This is a genomic window from Paenibacillus glucanolyticus, assembly GCF_037333485.1.
In the GTDB taxonomy this organism is placed as follows: Bacteria; Bacillota; Bacilli; order Paenibacillales; family Paenibacillaceae; genus Paenibacillus_AQ; species Paenibacillus_AQ glucanolyticus.
Genome location: NZ_CP147845.1, coordinates 4,561,155 through 4,579,541, shown reverse-complemented (window position 1 = coordinate 4,579,541; position 18,387 = coordinate 4,561,155). Strand labels below are relative to the sequence as shown.

The window sequence follows — 18,387 nt, the reverse complement described above, 5'->3', positions numbered from 1 at the left end:
CATACCGGGGCTGCGGCTGTGCCTATACCATGAAGAAAGAGACGCCTAAAATTACATATACAGCGATCAGCAGAAGGCCCTCATACCAGTTAGAGGCTCCATCCTGCGTGATGGACCTTGCAATGAATACGGCGACGCCGATTGCAACCAGCTCGAGCGTGGTGAACACGAGATCCATTGTATTGCCGAGAAAGAAACTGATGAAGACAAGCACCGGAGCAACAAACAAGGCAATCTGCAGGCTGCTGCCAACGGCAATTTCAACCGCAGCACCGATCTTGTTCTTCATGGCGAGCATGATGGCTGCACTGTGCTCGGCCGCGTTACCGATAATGGCCACAAGGAATGCCCCGATAAACAGCTCACTGAGACCGTACTCATGGCTGATCGGCTCAAGCACCCCGACAAGCCATTCGCTTACAAACGCAACCATGACGGTTGCTACCACAAGGAACAGAATCGAGCGTTTCTTGGACCAGGTGGGACCGTGCTCGTGCGGCAGCGCATCCTGATGATGATCATCACTGACATCCGCTAAATAATTTTTATGCGTGATCATCGAGAACCCAAGCCATGCGAGGTAAGCCACAATTAGAATTCCCGCGACAATGAGGCTGAGCGTTTTGGTTTGTCCCTCCGTAATGGAGTGGGTGTTCAGAAAGACGGCAGGGACAAATAGCGCAATGATGGCCAGCGTCATCAGTGATCCATTCAGGCCCGCCAGCGTCACGTTGTATTTCTGGATTTTAAACTTCAGTCCTCCGGCAAACAGGCTGAGACCCAACACGAGCAGCAGGTTGCCGATAATGGAGCCGGTGATGCTTGCCTTGACCATATCGTACAAACCTTCTTTGATCAGAAGGATTGCGATGATCAGCTCCGCCGCATTTCCGAAGGTGGCGTTGAGGAACCCCCCGAGCCGCTGACCGGCGTAATGCGCAACACTTTCGGTTGCCCTGCCCAGAAAGCCGGCCACAAAAATAACCGAAATGGAAGACAAAATAAACTGGAGCGTGAAATTCCAATTCGCAAAGTGCCCAAGCGCGCTCAGCAGAAAGGTAAAGATGAGAAGCGAGGGATTCAACCACTTTTTCATAACCTGCACCTACCTTTGGTTTATGTAATGATAAGTTCTATACGAGTCGAAACGACGATTCTCGTATTACTTTTTACAATATACCCAATTTTTTTGAAAAATTATCCGGCTTTTGCGAAGTGAGCATTTGCTTTTTAGGTCCGTTACCATTTACAATAACGGATAATGAGGTGAAGGAGGATATGGCATGACGGAACAACTTCAACTGGATAACGGTTTGATTCGAATTTCGGATGATGTCGTCTCGAAAATTGCCGGATTGGCTGCCTTGGAAACCCCAGGTATTGCAGCAATGTCCGGTGGATTGTCAGAAGGCTGGGCTAAGCGACTGAGCGGCAAAAATGTGCAAAAAGGTGTTACGGTAGAAGTAGGGCAGCTGGAAGCTGCGATCGATCTGCGGATTATCGTGCTCTATGAGACACCTATACATGAAGTGTGCCGCATGCTTCAACAGAATGTCCGCGAAGCAGTGGAGAGCATGACAGGGCTTCGTGTGGTTGAGGTAAACGTGAAGGTCGAAGGTGTAGCATTTAAAGACGATGAAATCGACGATATTCAGTTTCGAGCAAAATAAGACGAATCCTAGGGGGTTACTTCCCCCGCAAACAATGAAAAAAATGAAGAAAAAAGACTACACGGTTGCCCGGTAGTCTTTTTTAATTACGGATTTAACCTGCTCCTCTTTCATCGGACGGTTGCTGTCTCTAGATATGCTGAGCACAATGCCCATACTCAGCATCATTACCAGCAGCGAAGATCCGCCATAACTGATGAACGGAAGGGTAACACCGGTAATCGGAATGGTATTGGTCACTCCGCCGATGTTGATGAATGCCTGGATGGCGATGAGTCCCATAATTCCGACACCTGTTAACGTCCCGAACGGATCCGAGCAGCGAAGTGAAACAATGATTCCCCGCAGTATGAAATATAGATAGAGCAGCAGGAAGATGGCGGTTCCGATAAAGCCGAATTCTTCACCGATGACGGAGAAGATAAAGTCATTGTAGGGATTCGGCAGGTAATGCAGCTTCTGCACACTTTCTCCATAACCGGCCCCGGTAAGACCACCCTGACCGATAGCAATCAGCGATTGAACCAAATTGTAGCCAGTGTCTGATTCATCTTGGAACGGGTCCATGAAAGCCTCGATACGGCCCACTTTATAGTTCTTGGAGGCCTGCTCCTGGTCACCGCCGGAGTTAAAGAGCGATCCGATACCCAGTGTGAGCGCCAAACCGAGCACAACCAGCGAGATACAGCCGAGAATATGCTTGAGGCTGGCTCCGCCTGCATAGATCAGCAGGCCGCTGGTAGCGACCAGAATGAAGCAGGAGCCTAAATCCGGCTGGAGCATGATAAGGCCGGCAACGATCCCCACAATAATGAGTACGGGGAAGAAACCGCCCTTCCACTGACGGATTCGTTCCCCTTTTTTGGTGATCAGCGCTGCTAGATAGACAATGGTCGCAATTTTGGCAAGCTCGGTCGGCTGAATGCCAAGTTTCCCCAAATTGAACCAGCTTGTGGCTCCGTTGGTGGCTGAGCCGATGATGACCACAAGAATCAACAGAATCAGTGTCAGAAAAAACACCGGAATAAAGAGCTTCTTGAATTTCTTGTAGTTGATGTTCATCGTGACAAACATAACCAACGTGCCAAGGACCGCAAATGCGACTTGCCGTTTCGTAAAATGCAGTGGATCGTTATTAAATTTTTCATTGAAAACGGCCAAGCTGGAGCTGGAACTGAACACCATGATCAGTCCGAATCCCACTAACAGCAAGGTAAGGATCAGCAGTTGAAAATCAGGCGTCCCTCTCTTCGGCTGAGGTTTGGTCGTATTCATAATGTTCGACCTTACGCTTCCAGAAGAGCTTTGAGCTCTTGAAGCTTCTTGGTTGCCACATTCATAACAGGCTGAGGAGCCATGGATTCATACTCAAGTCCGTGCGGGAACGTAGCTTTACCCAGGTATACCGCTTCGATTTTGAGGATGGTATCCGGTTTTTCGAGCTTGCCTTCAACCGCACGGGTGTTCATGCGCAGGAAGTACTCAGCCTGATTTTTTTTATCTTCGATTTTCAAGTCATATGTAGCACGGTAGTATTCCCACTGCCAACGAATGAAGCCAACTTTCTCAGCACATTCGTCAAGGTAAGCTAAATCACTGTGCAATCCGTCCAAGCCTGTATTTTCGAAAATCATGTGGTCGTAACCCCCTTAATAGTCCTTGCAAAGTTCTTTAATATGATAGTATGTTTCAGGAACTTGTGCAAGCCTGAAGCGCCCGTCACGCTTCATTTGAGACCTTTTATCCAGAAGAGATTTTGATAACGACAGGCATTCTTCTTTTCTGTTAGAATAAAAGAAAGTGAAAACGCTGTGAAATGTACGCTTTCCATTCCAGTGGTTATATATTCATAGGGCTTCAATTCAGATGAAGGGTGGAAATTACCTATGAATCGCATCGTTTACCGCACGGATTATTACGCAGTGGAAGAAAACACGCAGAAGGAAATTGTTGTGATGGACCAGATTCCGGAATCGGCGGCGGTGGTGGCTGTTCATCAGGGCTGTTTATTGTTGGTATGTCAGCATCGTGAAGCGGTTAATGAAATCACGTGGGAGCTCCCGGGCGGGACGGTTAAGCCGGGGGAGGAACGCGCGCTGGCCGTAAAGCGGGAGCTTGAGGAAGAAGCGGGTGTTCTTTGCAAGGATCTGACCTATATGAGTTGCGCTTATCCAATGGCTTCCCTGGCTAACCGCTGCGTGCATTATTATTTCACCGACGATTTGAAGGTGTCCGGGAAGAAGGAGTCGAATCAAGAGGATGACGAAGATGTGACAGCTGTGTGGGTTCCGCTCAGGGAGGTGTATCGCAAGATGAAGGAGGGCAGCCATATGGATGCGATGGTCGGGCATGGACTGCTGTTAAGTAAGCTTTACGGATTTCTTGCGATCGATTGAGCCGCAATAATAGCGGGGAGAGGATGATGCAACTTGACGAAGGAAGTTTTTTGGGAGCAGTGGTTTCCACGGATGGTGGAATGGCGGCGTCATTTACATATGAACCCGGAGCTTTCGTTCCAGGAGAAAGAAACTTCAGCATTTATAGCGTCCCGGCTTCAGGAGTTGGGTCTGGAGGTCAAGACGAACGTAGGCGGGCATGGTGTTATAGGCATTCTAAAAGGGGATAAACCCGGCAAGACCGTGGTGCTGCGGTCCGATATGGACGCACTGCCGATTGAAGACGGTAAAAGCTGTGAATACAAATCCAAGGTTCAAGGGGTTATGCACGCTTGCGGACATGATGGTCATGCCTCCATGCTGCTCGGTGCTGCGGCATATTACAGTACGTATCCGGAAGAGGTCCAGGGTGAGATTCGGTTTATGTTCCAGCCTGCGGAGGAAGTGTGTCCCGGCGGAGCCGTGGAGATGATCAAGGATGGAGCGCTTGAAGGAGCCGACGTAGTGTATGGACTTCACCTGTGGTCGCCGTTCCCCGTAGGGACGGCAGCCAGTGCGCCAGGTCCGCTGATGGCAGCGGCAGACGAGTTCTTCATTGATATTACAGGGCGCGGAGGACATGGCGGGATGCCGCATGTTACGGCTGATGCCTTGGTGGCCGGTGCAGCGCTTGTCATGCAGCTCCAGACGATCGTAAGCCGTACCGTTGATCCGCTTCAGCCGGCCGTTGTTACGGTAGGAACCTTTCAAGCAGGGACGGCGCAAAATGTGATTGCCTCCACTTGCCGGATCACCGGAACGGTTCGCACATTCGACGAACATACCCGGGTTTTGATCCGGGAGCGGATCGAGCATATGGCCCGGACGGTTTCGGAAACCTATGGCACAGAGGCATCGGTTCGATATCTCGTCGGCTATCCGACCGTTGTAAATGATGAAGCAGAAACCGCGCGTTTCTTTCGGACGGCACCTAAGGTATTCGAAGCGGAGCAGGTGATGGTCTCTCCTAAATTAATGCCTGCAGAGGATTTCGCTTATTATCTCCAAGAGATCCCGGGCTGCTTTATTTTCGTGGGGGCGGGTAACCCGGATAAGCAGGCGATTTATCCTCACCATCATCCGATGTTTGACTTTGATGAAGATGCGATGCGTTACGGGGCGAAGCTGTTGATAGAAATGGTATCGAGCTATCAGAATGGGGAATAGAACCATAGAAAATCGCATTCATAGCGCATGAACCCTCGTATTTTGGAAATCCTATAAATCATAGGGGAAGTTCAGATCCATGACATTGGATGTGGGCTTCTTTTTTTAGCTCAGCTATGGAAAACGGAGATCCATATGATACGAGGAGGGAAAAATGGTGCACAACAAACCATGCATTGTCCAGCGGGATCGGACCATACTTCTTGAAACCACGCATGCTGAATTTGAGGCCGCACGTGAACAATTGGCGCACTATGCGGATTTGATCAAAAGTCCTGCAACTTTTCATACATATCGTTTGACCCCGTTGACGTTGTGGAATGCCGCCGCCGCGGGAATGACGGCAGAGATGATTTGCTCGAGTCTCCAATCGCTGTCAAGGTGGGACGTGCCGGCAGCGCTTCTGGAAGAGGTTGGACGGATCGTTGGCCGCTACGGGCAGTTGTCGCTGCTTCCGCATCCAACGCTTGAGCATTCCTTGCTCCTGCGCAGTGAGGAGGAATCCGTGATGCAGGAACTGAAGTCCAAGCACTCTCTGGTGGAGATCGGGGTGCAGTTTATTTCGCCGAACGAGGCAGAGGTGTCTGCTGGCCGCCGTGGCGTATTAAAACAGGAGCTGACCCGGCTTGGCTATCCTGTTCTGGATCATGCGGGATATCTGGATGGACAATATTTGAACATCTTCTGGGCGGGAGAACGACCGGATACGAGAAGAAGTGAGGAATCGAGCGGAGAGTTGCCGGAAGAAGCTGATCAAGAATTCAAGCTTCGCGAGTATCAGCAGAAAGCTGTGGAATCCTTCAGGGATATCGGCGGTGAAGGAGGCAACGGGGTGCTCGTGCTGCCCTGTGGAGCCGGAAAGACGGTGATCGGCATGGCTGCCATGCGCGAGCTGCAGTGTGAGACGCTGATCCTTACCTCCAACACAACGTCTGTCAGACAATGGATCACCGAGCTGTTACACAAAACGTCGCTGTCTGTCGATGACATTGGTGAATATTCCGGTCAGCGCAAGGATGTTCGGCCGGTCACGGTAGCCACCTATCAAATTTTGACTCATCGCCAGGGAAAGGACGATGAGCAGCCGCATATGAAGCTGTTTAACGAACGCCGTTGGGGTTTGATCATCTATGATGAGGTTCATCTTCTTCCTGCTCCGGTGTTCCGTGCAACGGCCGATATTCAAGCAACACGCAGGCTTGGCCTGACGGCCACATTGGTTCGGGAGGATGGACGGGAGCATGACGTGTTCTCGCTGATCGGTCCCAAACGGTATGAAATGCCGTGGAAACGGCTGGAGGAACAGGGCTGGATTGCCTCGGTGGACTGCGTTGAGATGAAGGTGCCGATGCCGGAAGAACTCAAAGAAGCTTGCGGGGCTGCAGGCAAAAGGGAGCAGTATCGGCTGGCGGCCGAGAATCCGTCCAAGCTGCTAGTTGTAAAGCAGCTCGTGGATTTACACAAAGGAGCTCAAATCTTGGTCATCGGCCAATACCTGGATCAGCTCAATACTATTGCCCGGCAACTGGATGCACCCCTCATTACGGGACAGATGGCGCAGGATCAGCGGAATGAATGGTATAAGGCGTTTCGGGAAGGAGACGTGCGCGTGCTTGTCGTTTCTAAAGTGGCTAATTTCGCAGTGGACTTGCCGGATGCTTCCGTTGCGATCGAGGTTTCGGGCAGCTATGGTTCAAGGCAGGAGGAGGCACAGCGGCTCGGACGCTTGCTGCGGCCGAAGCAAGGGGAGAACCGGGCTTATTTTTATGCAGTAGTCTCGGAGGATAGCCGGGAGGAGATGTTTGCCATACGGAGGCAGCTGTTCTTGATTGAGCAGGGGTATGCATATCACACGGTTCTGGCGAAGCCTCCGGGTTCTGTTGATCTGCGCGGGATTTCGGGGACTTCCCGGTTCGAATTATCTCGCGGGAAGGAGGCTTCCTGGAGATGACGGACCAGCAGAACAGCGCGGGACGCTGCAGTTTAGACCAGCTTCATCCGAAGGAGCGTTCGGTTCTCCAACACATCTGGCGCCGATTTGCGGGACAGAGCTTTGACGACGACAGGCTGCGCTCCATGCATGTTCAGCGTCTAAGCGGGATGGAGGTGCAGCTCGCATTTGTATCCTTGCGGCAGCAGGGCTGGGTCCAGGCGGTCAAAAAAGGATGGAGCGAGAGGCTGTACTTTATCCCTTTTGACAAGCTGCAGACGCTTCAGGAGGCTTTCTGTCATCTGAAGCCTGAACCGCTTACCGCGACAGCCGTGAAGCTGCTGCAGGAAGGCAGGAGTGGCATCACAGTCGACCTGTTCAATGTACTCGTATATATTGCCAAGCATCACGCAGCTATGACCGGCAAAGGGGTTCTGCATAAGAAGCATATTCAGAGGCTTGGTAGCGTGGCAGAACTAACACCGTCCGACGTGGAGGGACTTCTTCTCCGTTATGCCCATGATGAAGCTTACCCTCCTCATGTCGCGGTTATATTGGATCTGCTGCTCACGTTTGAGCTGGCAGCTCCGGTGCAGGGCTCACTGAAGGCAAACACGGCCGCATTGCAGCATTGGCTGGCACTTCCGCGTGAAGCGATGGACCGATTAGTGCTTCTTAACATGATGGAGCGCTATGTTCCGAATCAAGCGGAATATCAGCATTTTACCTGGCGGATATGCGATTCTTCTCTAACCAGAGGCATCTGGTTTGCCGTTGATCAGCTGCTGGCAAGCAGCATGGATCGGCCCGAAAGGGATGCGTCCAAGGCACAGAGCTTGTCGGTGCAGGATGCTGCTCCATGGGTACGGCTGCTGACCGGGTGCGGGTACACCGATCTTGGAGTCGATGAAGAAGGCAGGCTGCATTTTAGATGGCGTATGGATCCATCAGCTTTGCTGAGTGGGGGGAACCGCAATCATCCCGTGGAAGGGCAGTTCTTTATCCAACCGGATTTTGAAATATTGATCCCGCCAGATGTGTCTTATACGGTTAAATATACGGCTGCCATGTGCACGGAACGCATCTCGGATGATCTTATGACGGTTTACCGTCTGACCAGAGACTCTGTGGCACAGGCAGCGGAAGTAGGAATGGGACCGGAAAAGATACTGTCCTTCCTTAAGGAGCATGCGGGGACGGGGGTACCGGAGAACGTGCAGGCTGCGCTATGTCAGTGGGGCAAGGATACTGAAAGATCGTGGAATCCGGAGAACTTACCACAGGCGGGCATAACCCTGAAGGAAAGAGTCGAAGTCTTGGCCTGCGACGGATCGGATAATCGTTACCATGCGGCTCGTTATGTGTGCAATCCAGCCTGCGGATTGATGCTCCCTGCGCGCAGGGAGTTTGTTCTTGAGCTGGATGATTGCGTTCCGGATAGAGTTTCGATCGTTCCGGACCTGAATCATATTCCTGTGATGTGGACGCGGGATTGGCGATCGTATCACAGCTCGACGGCGAAGCAAATGATGGAGCAGGCACTTGAGTTGTCAGCCAAATTAGAGATAGCGATCGATGGCAGCCGCATGGAGTTTATTCCGTTTCAGCTTGAACGCCAGCCATGGAAAATTTCGGGTGCGCTATACGAACCGGATTCGGAAAAGATGGGGAGTACCGTGCAGTTAGGTGAAGGGGAATGGAAGGAAATGCGACTTGTCGTTCCGTAAAAGCGTTTGAATTTCCCCTTCTTAAGATGCGAGCGTTATGCTATGATAAAAGAGTCCACTCCACCCAGGTGTGGGCCAAACTAATAGAAAAGCGGGATGAGTTCATGAGCGTATCGGAATTAAACACGGTCGATATGGCCGAGGTGCTCACCTATGCCTATGAAATAGGCGACATGATTAATGCTTCCGTCGAAGTGGCGGATTATCTATATTGGAAGCAGGAAGTAGAGAGTGATCCGACGATCCAGGCTTTGATCAGAAAGCTTGAATCCAAGAAAGAACTGTTTGATGAGACTCAGCGGTTCGGTCACTTTCACCCGAATTATCATTCGGCGAAGGACGAAGTAGCCGCAGTGGAATCCGAGCTGGAGGCGTACGAGCCTGTCGCACGGTTCAAGCAGGCCGAGAAGAATCTGGACGATTTGCTGCACTCAATGTCGGAGAGAATTGCCTTTTCGGTCTCCGAGAGCATCAAGGTTCCGGGCAATGATCCTCTTCCGAAGAAGGGATGCGGCAGCGGCGGAGCTTGTTCCTGCGGATAAGAGGCACACACTAGAGATAGAGATGAAAGTGAGGCGAGGAGCTTAGGATGTTGGCTGAACGGACCGGTTTTATTATATGGGTCAGCGATGTAAAGGCAGCAAGGAACTTGGAGAAATACGGCAGCGTGCATTATATATCACGCCGTATGCATTATGTTGTCATGTACGTCAACGCTGACCGTGCCGAAGAGACAATGAAGAACATCCGGAGATTGTCCTACGTTCGTAAGATCGAGCGCTCCTACCGGAATGAGATTAAGACGGAGTACAGCAGCAAAGGGCCGGACAAGGCGAAGTTTTACGGCCCCTAGCCCACAGGCTGTACCGGATTTTGAAGTCAACGGTAATCGCATAGTTGGCGGATGAGCGTAAAGCGGCCCTTCCCGGGGGCCGCTTTTTTTGTATAAGCATGTCAGCAGTTTGCAGCTTTCGCTTTTTGTGGAAATTACATCGCTCACCTCCGCTGCGCAAAGTTTATTATGGAATGGGGACGATAGATTGGCATAAATCGGAATCTTGTTTGATAAAATAGTATAAATACGGTACAATTTACACTTTAATTGGTCCATCATTCCATATGACGTTGCACCTTCCCACACAGGATACAACTAGAGCTTTTTCTAAATTTTCGGTGATTGTTCACAAGAAACGATGTTTCAATCTTGTGAATACTAGTGGAATGATGTAATATGTTGGGTATATATACATAGATACAAAGACCCATTTGGTGGAGAGTGATATTCCATGCGCGACAAAGGGACTGAGCGGTGGAGCACCTATGAGCCGTTTTATATTAAGTTAAATGATAAAAAGGTAGCCGACATCGTGATTACCAACCATGCGAAGAACCGTTATACAGACCGGGTGGAGGGCAATGACACATCCCATGAGGAGATCGGAACTTGGATGTGGGAATGCCTGAAGCAGGACCGGATCGTGCCGTATTATCGTAACGAACAGGACGTCTATCTGATTGATGACGACCTGGTTGTTGTGGCGGAGTTTTCGGAGCTGGAGCATGAGCGTGATCTGATTGGCAATCCACTGCATCGGATGATCATTGTAACTTTTCTGGGACGTATGTCTGAAACCATTGAGCTTCGTGATTTGAAGTCTTATTACTCATGGCTTCGCCATTCGCGTCGTATGACACTGATCAAGAACAGCCGTAAGCGTAAATAGAGATGAACCATAATTCATGATGTGGCATGCGAGCGTAAGCGCGGATGTCTTTTTTTGTATGCGCTGCTGTGATCCGTTACAATGATAAAACAAGAGAGGCAGCGAGAGGGGAACCGATGTTATGAACTTTCATCAACTACATATTTTTTACACGGTCGCCGAGCGGGGGAGCTTTTCCGCTGCCGCGCAGGCGCTCCACATGAGTCAGCCGGCCGTGACGATGCAGGTGCAAGCGCTGGAGGAATACTTCGGGACAAAGCTTCTTAATCGTTCCACCAAACGCATGGAATTGTCCGAGGCAGGGATGACGCTGCTTCCTTTTGCACGACGGAGTCTGGAGTTGTCTCAGGAAACGGATGCGGCGATGGCCGCTTTCTCGAACAAACTTCAGGGAAGGCTGCAGCTCGGGGCGAGCCTGACCATCGGAGAGTATGTTCTGCCCCGTTTGCTGGGTCCTTTTGGACGGGAGTATCCGGACATATCCATTATGCTTAAAGTGATGAACACCACGCAGATTCTTGAGGAAATCGCAAGCCACCAATTGAATTTCGGGTTGATTGAAGCCCCGGTGGAACATCCGGATATGGTGCTCGATGCGGTCATGGAGGATGAGCTCAAACTGATTGTACCCTCAGGGCATCCACTGGCGGCAAGGGAAGACAAAATCTATCTGGAGGAAGTGCTGGCCTATCCGTTTGTCCTTCGCGAGAAGGGATCGGGGACCCGGCAGGTCATGGAGGATGTTCTGCTGGAGCGGGGGTTTGACCCCGGGAGCATACAAACGGTAATGGAGCTTGGCAGCACAGGGGCGGTGAAATCGGCCGTAGAGGAAGACCTCGGCATTACGATGCTGTCGATCTCAACGGTCAAACATGAAACTGCGCTCGGTTTAGTCAAAATGATTGATATTGCCGATGCCTCGTTTAAACGGAACTTTTATTCGATACAATTGCGTTCAGCGCTGCTGCCCATGTCAGCCATAACGTTTCTGTCCTATCTAAGGGAGCGTCAGCGCTAGGCAAAGGCATATCGGAACTGGCAGCAAAGAAAGGAGATGGAGCAGGATGGACCAAACGACGGAGCGGATGGGCTGTGATCTTCATTCCCACACCCAGGCATCGGATGGAATGAATCGTCCCTCAGAGAATGTGCAGCTTGCCTTCGAGCGGGGACTGGGAGCGCTGGCAATAACGGATCATGACACAGTGGCTGGCGTCGAGGAGGCGTTGCAGGCGGGAGAACGATTGAACATGGTTGTCGTTCCGGGCGTGGAAATCAGCACCATGGCCGGAGGAACGGATATACATGTCCTTGGCTATTATGTAGATTACCGGGATCCCGTGTTTCTTGAACGTCTGGCAGAGCTGCGACGAACAAGGGAACAACGCAATGCGCGCATCATAGATAAACTTCAGGAGCTGGGAATTGAGCTTACGATGGAGGAAGTAATCAAGGGTTTGGGACGGCAGCTTGAGCCTGATGAGAGCATCGGGCGCCCGCATATTGCGGATGCGCTGGTTTTGAAAGGACATGCCCTCCATCTTAGGGATGCCTTTGATCGTTATCTAGCGCAAGGCGCAGCGGCCTACGTCCCTCAGCCGCGAATTCATCCGAAGGAGGCCTGCGAATGGATTCGCGAGGCCGGCGGAGTACCGGTGCTTGCGCACCCGGGGCTGTACGGTGACGATGGATTGGTAAGAGAGGTAATCCAAGCGGCTGCGTTTAAGGGAATTGAGGTTTATCATTCCGATCATGAAGCCCCGGATGAGCTGCGCTATTTGGCAATGGCCAAGGAATACGGCTTAATCGTCACAGCCGGATCGGATTATCATGGCGAGAGGCAGGGCCAGGTATTTCATGGGGATATCGGCAGTCGGCAGGTGCCTATGCAGGTGCTGGAACAGCTTCAGCAGGCGCGAGCTAAATCATAAACGGGTACCCTGGCAGGTCAGTTGATCTGCCAGGGTACCCGTTTCTTTGTGTAGCGATGCCACTGTGTTTGAGCTTGTATTAATTTCGGTTGTTTTTCACCGAATTGGGTAGGGCCTTGATCTGCTGCTCGTTCGGTGTGACAAACAAGGTTTTCTGATTGTCATAGATGACAAATCCGGGCTTGGCTCCATTCGGCTTGCGAACATGTCGAATGAGTGTGTAATCGACCGGCACGCTGCTCGATTCTTTAGCCTGGCTGTAATAAGCGGCAAGCTGAGCCGCTTCCTGCAGCGTGGCGTCACCGTAATCGCTGCTTCGGATGACGACGTGAGAGCCTGGAATATCCTTGGTGTGCAGCCATGTATCATTGGAGGATGCGAGACGGTTGGTCACATATTCGTTCTGAAGGTTGTTTTTGCCAACGTAGAGCTCGACACCTTCGGATGAAGTATAGACATGCAGCGTCGGCTTGTCATTTTTTTTCTTTTTCTTGGCTTTGCGGTTTCGATCTCTCAAATATCCCTGTTGAATCAGCTCGTCGCGTATTTCGTCGATATCGTTCAAGGAAGCGTGCGCCAGCTGCTGCAGCAGGTTTTCGATATAATCAATCTCTTCACGGGTCTTAATCAGCTGCTCATCGATGACGGCGAGGCTATTTTTGTATTTGTTGTATTTTTTAAAATAACGCTGCGCATTGTCCGATGGAGTCAAAAGCGGATCCAGTGGAATGGTAACGGAAGCTTGGTCCTCATCATAGAAGTTGGTCAGCTTTGCTTCCCGGTCTCCCTTCTGAATCTGATGCAGCGAGGCGAAGAGCAGCTCGCCATAGATGCGATACCGGTCTGCATCACCGGCTTCCTCCAAATCGGCATTCAGGTTATTCAGCTTCTTGATGTTCTTGGTTCGTTCATTCTGGAGGAACCGAAGCAGGTCGCTGACCTTCTGCTTAACCGTATCCCGCTGCGCTTTATCACCATAATAATCCTCCAAGCATTGACTGACGGAGTCGTAGGTTGCGGCTTCTCCTGCCAGGAGGCTTAACGGAATGACGGAGAAGACCGATTTCCCCTTTCCATTCAGGCCTGTAACCGGGGTATATTGATGGCTCCGAACTAATTCCATGATCTCGTCGAATGTGCTCCACAGGCTGCCGCAGTCCTTCTCCGTTTCCTCTTCGGCAGATGCATGAGCGCCCGTGCGGTGGGTTATCTCCTGGGCTGCCAGAGGGCTTAGACCGCTGAATGTCCCTACGAGCCACGGAACGGCTTGCTCCTCACTCATCAAGCAAGCTTCTCGGAAAGCTTCCTGCCCGGTTTCCAGCGGATTAAGTTTGTGCTGCTCCGGCGGATTCGTGTAGGAGAACCCGGGCATAACCACTCTGTAACTGCTGATGGACGGGGTTACGTGATGGATGCCGTCCAGAATGGTGCCGCTTGCGGGATCGAGCAAAATAATGTTGCTGTGTCTGCCCATTAGCTCGATGATGATTTTTTTGGAAGATATATCCCCAAGCTCGTCACGCTGACGGATCGTAATATGAATAATCCGTTCCATGCCGACCTGCTGGATGTCCTCGATGATGCCGCTCTCGCAATGCTTGCGCAGGACCATGCAGAACATCGGGGCTTCAGCCGGATTCACAAACGTCTCCTGTGTCAGATGCACCCGGGGATATGTAGGGTTGGCCGATAGCAGCAGTTTGGCATTTCCTTGTTTTGTGCGCATATGAAGGACGATGTCCCGATCGTTCGGCTGATATATTTTATTGATCCGCGCACCCTGGCATGATTGAAGCTCATGCACGATTGCGCGTGTGACAATACCGTCTAATGCCATCATTCATTCTCCTATCTGTTTGTTACCCTTCCTAATCGTACTTCTCTATGATGCCATATTTCCCTTAAAAACTTAAGGCCCCTTCTGTGATAATTCAGGACCTGTCCGAATACATTTACGTAGAAAGGGTGGAAAAGCTGTCATCCGCCGGAACTTGCAAAACAACCGGGAGGGAATGGAAGCATGGAACAAAAGCAATGGCACCAGATGGATATGGAAGAATTGCAGCAGGTGCTGCAAGTGCGTCCGCAGCAGGGCCTCACGGAAGAGGAGGCAGGGGAGAGACGGAAAAAAAGCGGCTATAACGAGCTCTCCGAGGGCGTTAAAATTTCTCCATTTGTTCTGTTCTTGAATCAATTTAAGGATTTCATGGTGTTGGTGCTCCTTGGAGCCACCCTGGTGTCCGGCCTGCTGGGCGAGTATCTGGATGCTGTAACGATTGTAGCCATCATTCTGATCAACGGGATTCTTGGCTTCGTTCAGGAGTTTAGAGCAGAGCGCTCGCTCCGGGCATTAAAGCAGCTGTCCGCACCTACGTCCAGGGTGATTCGGGACGGGAAAGTGGTTCAGCTTGCGGCAAAAGAGCTCGTGCCGGGCGATGTGGTACTGGTCGAGAGCGGCGACCGGATTCCGGCCGATGTTCGCTGGCTCGAAATCAGCAGCTGCAGCGTCGAGGAATCGGCATTAACCGGAGAATCCCTGCCGGTTAACAAACATGCCGAGCCGATAAGCGATGCGGATGTTCCGCTGGGTGACCGCAAGAACATCGGATTTATGGGCACGATGGTGGCCCGAGGCACAGGCAAGGGCGTTGTCATTCGCACAGGAATGGACACGGAGATGGGCAAAATCGCCGATCTGATCCAGAATACGGAATCCCAGGAGACTCCACTACAGCATCGCCTGGAGCAGCTTGGCAAAATTTTGATCGGCGTGTCGTTAGGCCTGACGATTCTGGTCGTTCTTGCAGGCATTCTGCATGGACAGCCTGCTGCGGGCATGTTCCTCGCAGGTGTCAGCCTCGCGGTTGCCGCTATACCTGAAGGTCTGCCGGCGATCGTAACCATTGCCCTCGCACTGGGCGTGCAGCGGATGATTAAACGCAAAGCGATTGTGCGCAAGCTGCCATCCGTGGAGACGCTTGGCTGCGCGTCCGTGATCTGCTCAGATAAAACCGGAACGCTTACCCAGAACAAAATGACGGTGACCCAAGTCTGGCTGGGAGGCCGATCATTGGAAGTAACTGGACAAGGTTATGACCCGACGGGCCAGATCCTCCACCGAGGCAAGCCTGTTGAACTGAGATCGGATCAGGGATTGCGCAGGCTGCTGCAAATTAGCGGGCTGTGCAACAATGCCGAGATTTATGAGAACGTGCAGGAAGAAATGCGGAACAAGCGGAAGAGCAAGGAAGAACCGGCAGCCGCTGCCTGGGAACTAAAAGGGGACCCGACAGAGGGAGCGCTGCTGACGCTATCGTCCAAAATGGGATTAAACCGGAGCAGCCTGAACTCTGTCTATCAAAGAGATAAAGAGTTCCCGTTTGATTCGGAACGGAAGCTGATGTCTGTCATCGTCAGCCATCAGGGCGGACGCTTGTTGTGTACGAAGGGCGCCCCGGATGTCCTGCTTGATGCCTGTACCTATATAATGTGGGACGGCAATATCGTCCCGCTCACGGGGACGCTCCGTCAGAAGGTGCTTGCAGCCAATGAAGGCATGGCTTCCGATGCACTGCGCGTGCTTGGCCTGGCGTATCGGGATCTGCGCTCTTACGATAAGCCCGAAACGGAGAAAGAGGCGGAGAGTCAGCTTATTTTTGTTGGACTGGCAGGGATGATTGACCCGCCGCGCCGCGAAGTGCGAGATGCGATTGCGACTTGCCGCCGTGCGGGCATCAAGACCGTAATGATAACGGGCGATCACCGGACAACGGCAGAAGCAATCGCCGCCCAGCTTGGCATCCTTCCAAGGAACGGTCTGTCGATGTCGGGTCAAGAGCTGGCCCGGCTGGATGACAAGGAGCTGGATGCGAAGGTGGATCAGACCTTTGTTTATGCCCGTGTATCGCCGGAACATAAACTCCGTATCGTCAAGTCGCTTCAGCGCAAAGGGCATGTAGTTGCCATGACGGGAGACGGCGTGAATGATGCACCGGCGATCAAGGCAGCGGATATCGGGATTGCAATGGGGATTACCGGAACAGATGTAACCAAAGAAGCTTCGTCACTGGTGCTCAGCGACGACAATTTCTCCACGATTGTTTCGGCGATCGAGGAGGGGCGTAGCATCTATGAGAACATCCGTAAATTCATCCGTTATTTGCTTGCTTCCAATGTTGGTGAAATTCTGACGATGTTTTTTGCCATGATGCTGGGCCTGCCGCTTCCGCTTGTTCCGATCCAGATCTTGTGGGTGAACCTGGTCACCGACGGCCTCCCGGCAATGGCGCTTGGCGTGGATCAGCCGGAGAAGGATCTGATGGAGCACAAACCGCGGGGAGCCAAGGAAAATATTTTTGCAAGACGTCTTGGCTGGAAAATCATCAGCCGCGGCATATTGATCGGCCTGTGTACACTCGGCGCCTTCTGGGTCACGCTGCGCATTGCGCCAAACGATCCCGCCCAGCTGGCCAAAGCGCAGTCCGTTGCCTTTGCTACACTCGTCATGGCACAGCTGATCCATGTGTTTGACTGCCGCAGCTCGCGGTCGATTTTCCACCGCAATCCGCTCCAGAACAAAGCCCTGGTGCTGGCCGTGCTGTCCTCGATCTTACTGATGCTTGGCGTGATGTACATCGAGGCGCTTCAGCCGATCTTCAAAACGGTTCCGCTCGGTCTGAAGGAATGGGCGCTTACGCTCGTGGCTGCCGGGATCCCTACGTTCCTGATGGGGGCGGGAAGCGTGTGGGGAGGCAGACGGAATCGCAACCGCCGCAGCATGATGACGAAGAGTGCAAATATTTCGGCGTAAAATGAATGGATGGCCCATCCCTTCTGCGATAAACTATGCACAAGCGTAGCAATTGCAGAGGAGATGGGTTTTTACTATGGAATTTACGAAAATGCACGGACTTGGCAACGACTTCGTTGTTGTATACGGTGAACAAGAACTTCCTAATGATGCGTCCGAACGGGCTGTGAAGCTGTGCCATCGCTTCTTCGGTATCGGTGCTGACGGACTTGTATATATATTGCCTTCCCGGAAGGCGGACTTCATGATGCGAATTATGAACTCGGACGGCTCCGAAGCCGAGCAGTGCGGCAACGCCATTCGCTGTGTCGCGAAGTATGTATATGATCACGGGCATATCAACCGTGAGGAGATAACGATAGAAACCATCGGTGCCGGAGTGCAGCAGGTTCGCCTTACGGTGCAGGATGGTCAAGTGAGCAGTGTGCGGGTAGACATGGGCGAGCCTGTACTGAATGGACTGAGTGTGCCAACAACCATTGATCTCAACCCGGTTGTGGATCATCCCGTTGAGGTGGACGGCCGGGAGTTCCGTTTCACTGCAGTATCCATGGGTAATCCGCATTGCGTGATTTATGTTGACGATGCTGTTAACTTTGATCTGGGTACATGGGGACCTAAGCTGGAGGTGCATCCGCTGTTCCCGAGAAAGATTAACGTGGAGTTTGCGACCGTGAATTCACGGGATCAAGTGGATATGCGGGTATGGGAGCGCGGCGCAGGTCCGACCCTGGCTTGCGGAACGGGCGCATGTGCGACGCTGGTATCGTCTGTGCTAAATGGATCAACAGACCGCAGCGCAACGATATCCCTGAAAGGCGGAGACTTGTTTATCGAGTGGGATGAGAACGACAACCATGTCTATATGACAGGCCCAGCCGAGCTCGTGTATAAAGGAACGTTAGCCATTTAAGGCACAGCTGTTGGCGATTAGGCACGATTGCGAGATAAAAACTAGCATTTTATAAAGTTTGTCCTGTAGGGGTGGACACG

Annotated in this window: 16 protein-coding genes; 12 read left to right on the top strand and 4 right to left on the bottom strand. The window is 51.9% G+C overall.

Translation table 11 applies throughout. The annotated features are described in order from the left end of the window. Positions 1–22 precede the first annotated feature (22 nt). The gene (cax, locus tag WDY75_RS21525) at positions 23–1,096 is read right to left on the bottom strand and encodes a calcium/proton exchanger (protein WP_006209201.1); all 1,074 of its coding nucleotides are present in this window, start codon (positions 1,094–1,096) and stop codon (positions 23–25) included. 187 nt (positions 1,097–1,283) lie between these two features. Between cax and WDY75_RS21520 the strand changes: the two genes are divergently transcribed. Continuing rightward, entirely contained in the window at positions 1,284–1,670 is a 387-nt protein-coding gene (locus WDY75_RS21520; RefSeq protein WP_006209202.1) for an Asp23/Gls24 family envelope stress response protein, read from the top strand. Between the two features lie 57 nt (positions 1,671–1,727). Here WDY75_RS21520 and ftsW read toward each other — a convergent pair whose 3' ends face one another. Then, on the bottom strand, positions 1,728–2,945 hold the full coding sequence (ftsW, locus tag WDY75_RS21515) for a putative lipid II flippase FtsW (RefSeq protein WP_006209203.1): 1,218 nt from the start codon (positions 2,943–2,945) through the stop codon (positions 1,728–1,730). A gap of 11 nt (positions 2,946–2,956) precedes the next feature. Further along, positions 2,957–3,304, bottom strand: coding sequence for a YugN family protein (locus tag WDY75_RS21510; RefSeq protein WP_006209204.1), 348 nt, complete (start codon positions 3,302–3,304; stop codon positions 2,957–2,959). A gap of 252 nt (positions 3,305–3,556) precedes the next feature. Here WDY75_RS21510 and WDY75_RS21505 point away from each other — a divergent pair, with 252 nt between their 5' ends. From WDY75_RS21505 to WDY75_RS21465, 9 genes are all read left to right on the top strand, one after another. Beyond that, positions 3,557–4,066 carry an NUDIX hydrolase gene (locus WDY75_RS21505; RefSeq protein ID WP_006209205.1) on the top strand — a complete coding sequence of 170 codons (510 nt, stop codon included), beginning with the start codon at positions 3,557–3,559 and terminating at the stop codon, positions 4,064–4,066. 33 nt (positions 4,067–4,099) lie between these two features. Continuing rightward, a complete protein-coding gene (locus tag WDY75_RS21500) occupies positions 4,100–5,272 on the top strand; it encodes a M20 family metallopeptidase (protein WP_063479025.1) in 1,173 nt (390 codons plus the stop codon). A gap of 154 nt (positions 5,273–5,426) precedes the next feature. Continuing rightward, a complete protein-coding gene (locus WDY75_RS21495) occupies positions 5,427–7,223 on the top strand; it encodes a DNA repair helicase XPB (protein ID WP_197477109.1) in 1,797 nt (598 codons plus the stop codon). Then, a complete protein-coding gene (locus WDY75_RS21490; RefSeq protein ID WP_063479026.1) occupies positions 7,220–8,929 on the top strand; it encodes a helicase-associated domain-containing protein in 1,710 nt (569 codons plus the stop codon). The genes WDY75_RS21495 and WDY75_RS21490 overlap by 4 nt, the downstream gene beginning before the upstream one ends. Positions 8,930–9,033: 104 nt before the next feature. Next, a complete protein-coding gene (locus tag WDY75_RS21485; protein ID WP_006209209.1) occupies positions 9,034–9,471 on the top strand; it encodes a YlbF family regulator in 438 nt (145 codons plus the stop codon). A 47-nt stretch (positions 9,472–9,518) separates the two neighbouring features. After that, positions 9,519–9,782 carry a YlbG family protein gene (locus WDY75_RS21480; protein ID WP_006209210.1) on the top strand — a complete coding sequence of 88 codons (264 nt, stop codon included), beginning with the start codon at positions 9,519–9,521 and terminating at the stop codon, positions 9,780–9,782. 433 nt (positions 9,783–10,215) lie between these two features. Continuing rightward, entirely contained in the window at positions 10,216–10,653 is a 438-nt protein-coding gene (locus WDY75_RS21475) for a hypothetical protein (RefSeq protein WP_063479027.1), read from the top strand. Positions 10,654–10,774: 121 nt separating this feature from the next. Beyond that, positions 10,775–11,671 carry a LysR family transcriptional regulator gene (locus WDY75_RS21470; protein WP_006209212.1) on the top strand — a complete coding sequence of 299 codons (897 nt, stop codon included), beginning with the start codon at positions 10,775–10,777 and terminating at the stop codon, positions 11,669–11,671. 46 nt (positions 11,672–11,717) lie between these two features. After that, a complete protein-coding gene (locus WDY75_RS21465; protein ID WP_063479028.1) occupies positions 11,718–12,584 on the top strand; it encodes a PHP domain-containing protein in 867 nt (288 codons plus the stop codon). Positions 12,585–12,663: 79 nt separating this feature from the next. Here WDY75_RS21465 and WDY75_RS21460 read toward each other — a convergent pair whose 3' ends face one another. After that, positions 12,664–14,421 carry an NFACT family protein gene (locus WDY75_RS21460; protein WP_063479029.1) on the bottom strand — a complete coding sequence of 586 codons (1,758 nt, stop codon included), beginning with the start codon at positions 14,419–14,421 and terminating at the stop codon, positions 12,664–12,666. A 183-nt stretch (positions 14,422–14,604) separates the two neighbouring features. Between WDY75_RS21460 and WDY75_RS21455 the strand changes: the two genes are divergently transcribed. Both WDY75_RS21455 and dapF read left to right on the top strand, forming a co-directional pair. Then, positions 14,605–17,394 carry a calcium-translocating P-type ATPase, SERCA-type gene (locus WDY75_RS21455; protein WP_006209214.1) on the top strand — a complete coding sequence of 930 codons (2,790 nt, stop codon included), beginning with the start codon at positions 14,605–14,607 and terminating at the stop codon, positions 17,392–17,394. A gap of 76 nt (positions 17,395–17,470) precedes the next feature. Then, positions 17,471–18,307, top strand: a complete 837-nt coding sequence (dapF, locus tag WDY75_RS21450; RefSeq protein ID WP_006209215.1) for a diaminopimelate epimerase — start codon at positions 17,471–17,473, stop codon at positions 18,305–18,307. The last annotated feature ends 80 nt before the right edge of the window (positions 18,308–18,387 follow it).

Bases quoted from the DNA above. Each gene is read 5' to 3' on its own strand.
- cax (WP_006209201.1), bottom strand. From the start codon at position 1,096: ATGAAAAAGTGGTTGAATCCCTCGCTTCTCATCTTTACCTTTCTGCTG.
- WDY75_RS21520 (WP_006209202.1), top strand. From the start codon at position 1,284: ATGACGGAACAACTTCAACTGGATAACGGTTTGATTCGAATTTCGGAT.
- ftsW (WP_006209203.1), bottom strand. From the start codon at position 2,945: ATGAATACGACCAAACCTCAGCCGAAGAGAGGGACGCCTGATTTTCAA.
- WDY75_RS21510 (WP_006209204.1), bottom strand. From the start codon at position 3,304: ATGATTTTCGAAAATACAGGCTTGGACGGATTGCACAGTGATTTAGCT.
- WDY75_RS21505 (WP_006209205.1), top strand. From the start codon at position 3,557: ATGAATCGCATCGTTTACCGCACGGATTATTACGCAGTGGAAGAAAAC.
- WDY75_RS21495 (WP_197477109.1), top strand. From the start codon at position 5,427: ATGGTGCACAACAAACCATGCATTGTCCAGCGGGATCGGACCATACTT.
- WDY75_RS21490 (WP_063479026.1), top strand. From the start codon at position 7,220: ATGACGGACCAGCAGAACAGCGCGGGACGCTGCAGTTTAGACCAGCTT.
- WDY75_RS21485 (WP_006209209.1), top strand. From the start codon at position 9,034: ATGAGCGTATCGGAATTAAACACGGTCGATATGGCCGAGGTGCTCACC.
- WDY75_RS21480 (WP_006209210.1), top strand. From the start codon at position 9,519: ATGTTGGCTGAACGGACCGGTTTTATTATATGGGTCAGCGATGTAAAG.
- WDY75_RS21475 (WP_063479027.1), top strand. From the start codon at position 10,216: ATGCGCGACAAAGGGACTGAGCGGTGGAGCACCTATGAGCCGTTTTAT.
- WDY75_RS21470 (WP_006209212.1), top strand. From the start codon at position 10,775: ATGAACTTTCATCAACTACATATTTTTTACACGGTCGCCGAGCGGGGG.
- WDY75_RS21465 (WP_063479028.1), top strand. From the start codon at position 11,718: ATGGACCAAACGACGGAGCGGATGGGCTGTGATCTTCATTCCCACACC.
- WDY75_RS21460 (WP_063479029.1), bottom strand. From the start codon at position 14,421: ATGGCATTAGACGGTATTGTCACACGCGCAATCGTGCATGAGCTTCAA.
- WDY75_RS21455 (WP_006209214.1), top strand. From the start codon at position 14,605: ATGGAACAAAAGCAATGGCACCAGATGGATATGGAAGAATTGCAGCAG.
- dapF (WP_006209215.1), top strand. From the start codon at position 17,471: ATGGAATTTACGAAAATGCACGGACTTGGCAACGACTTCGTTGTTGTA.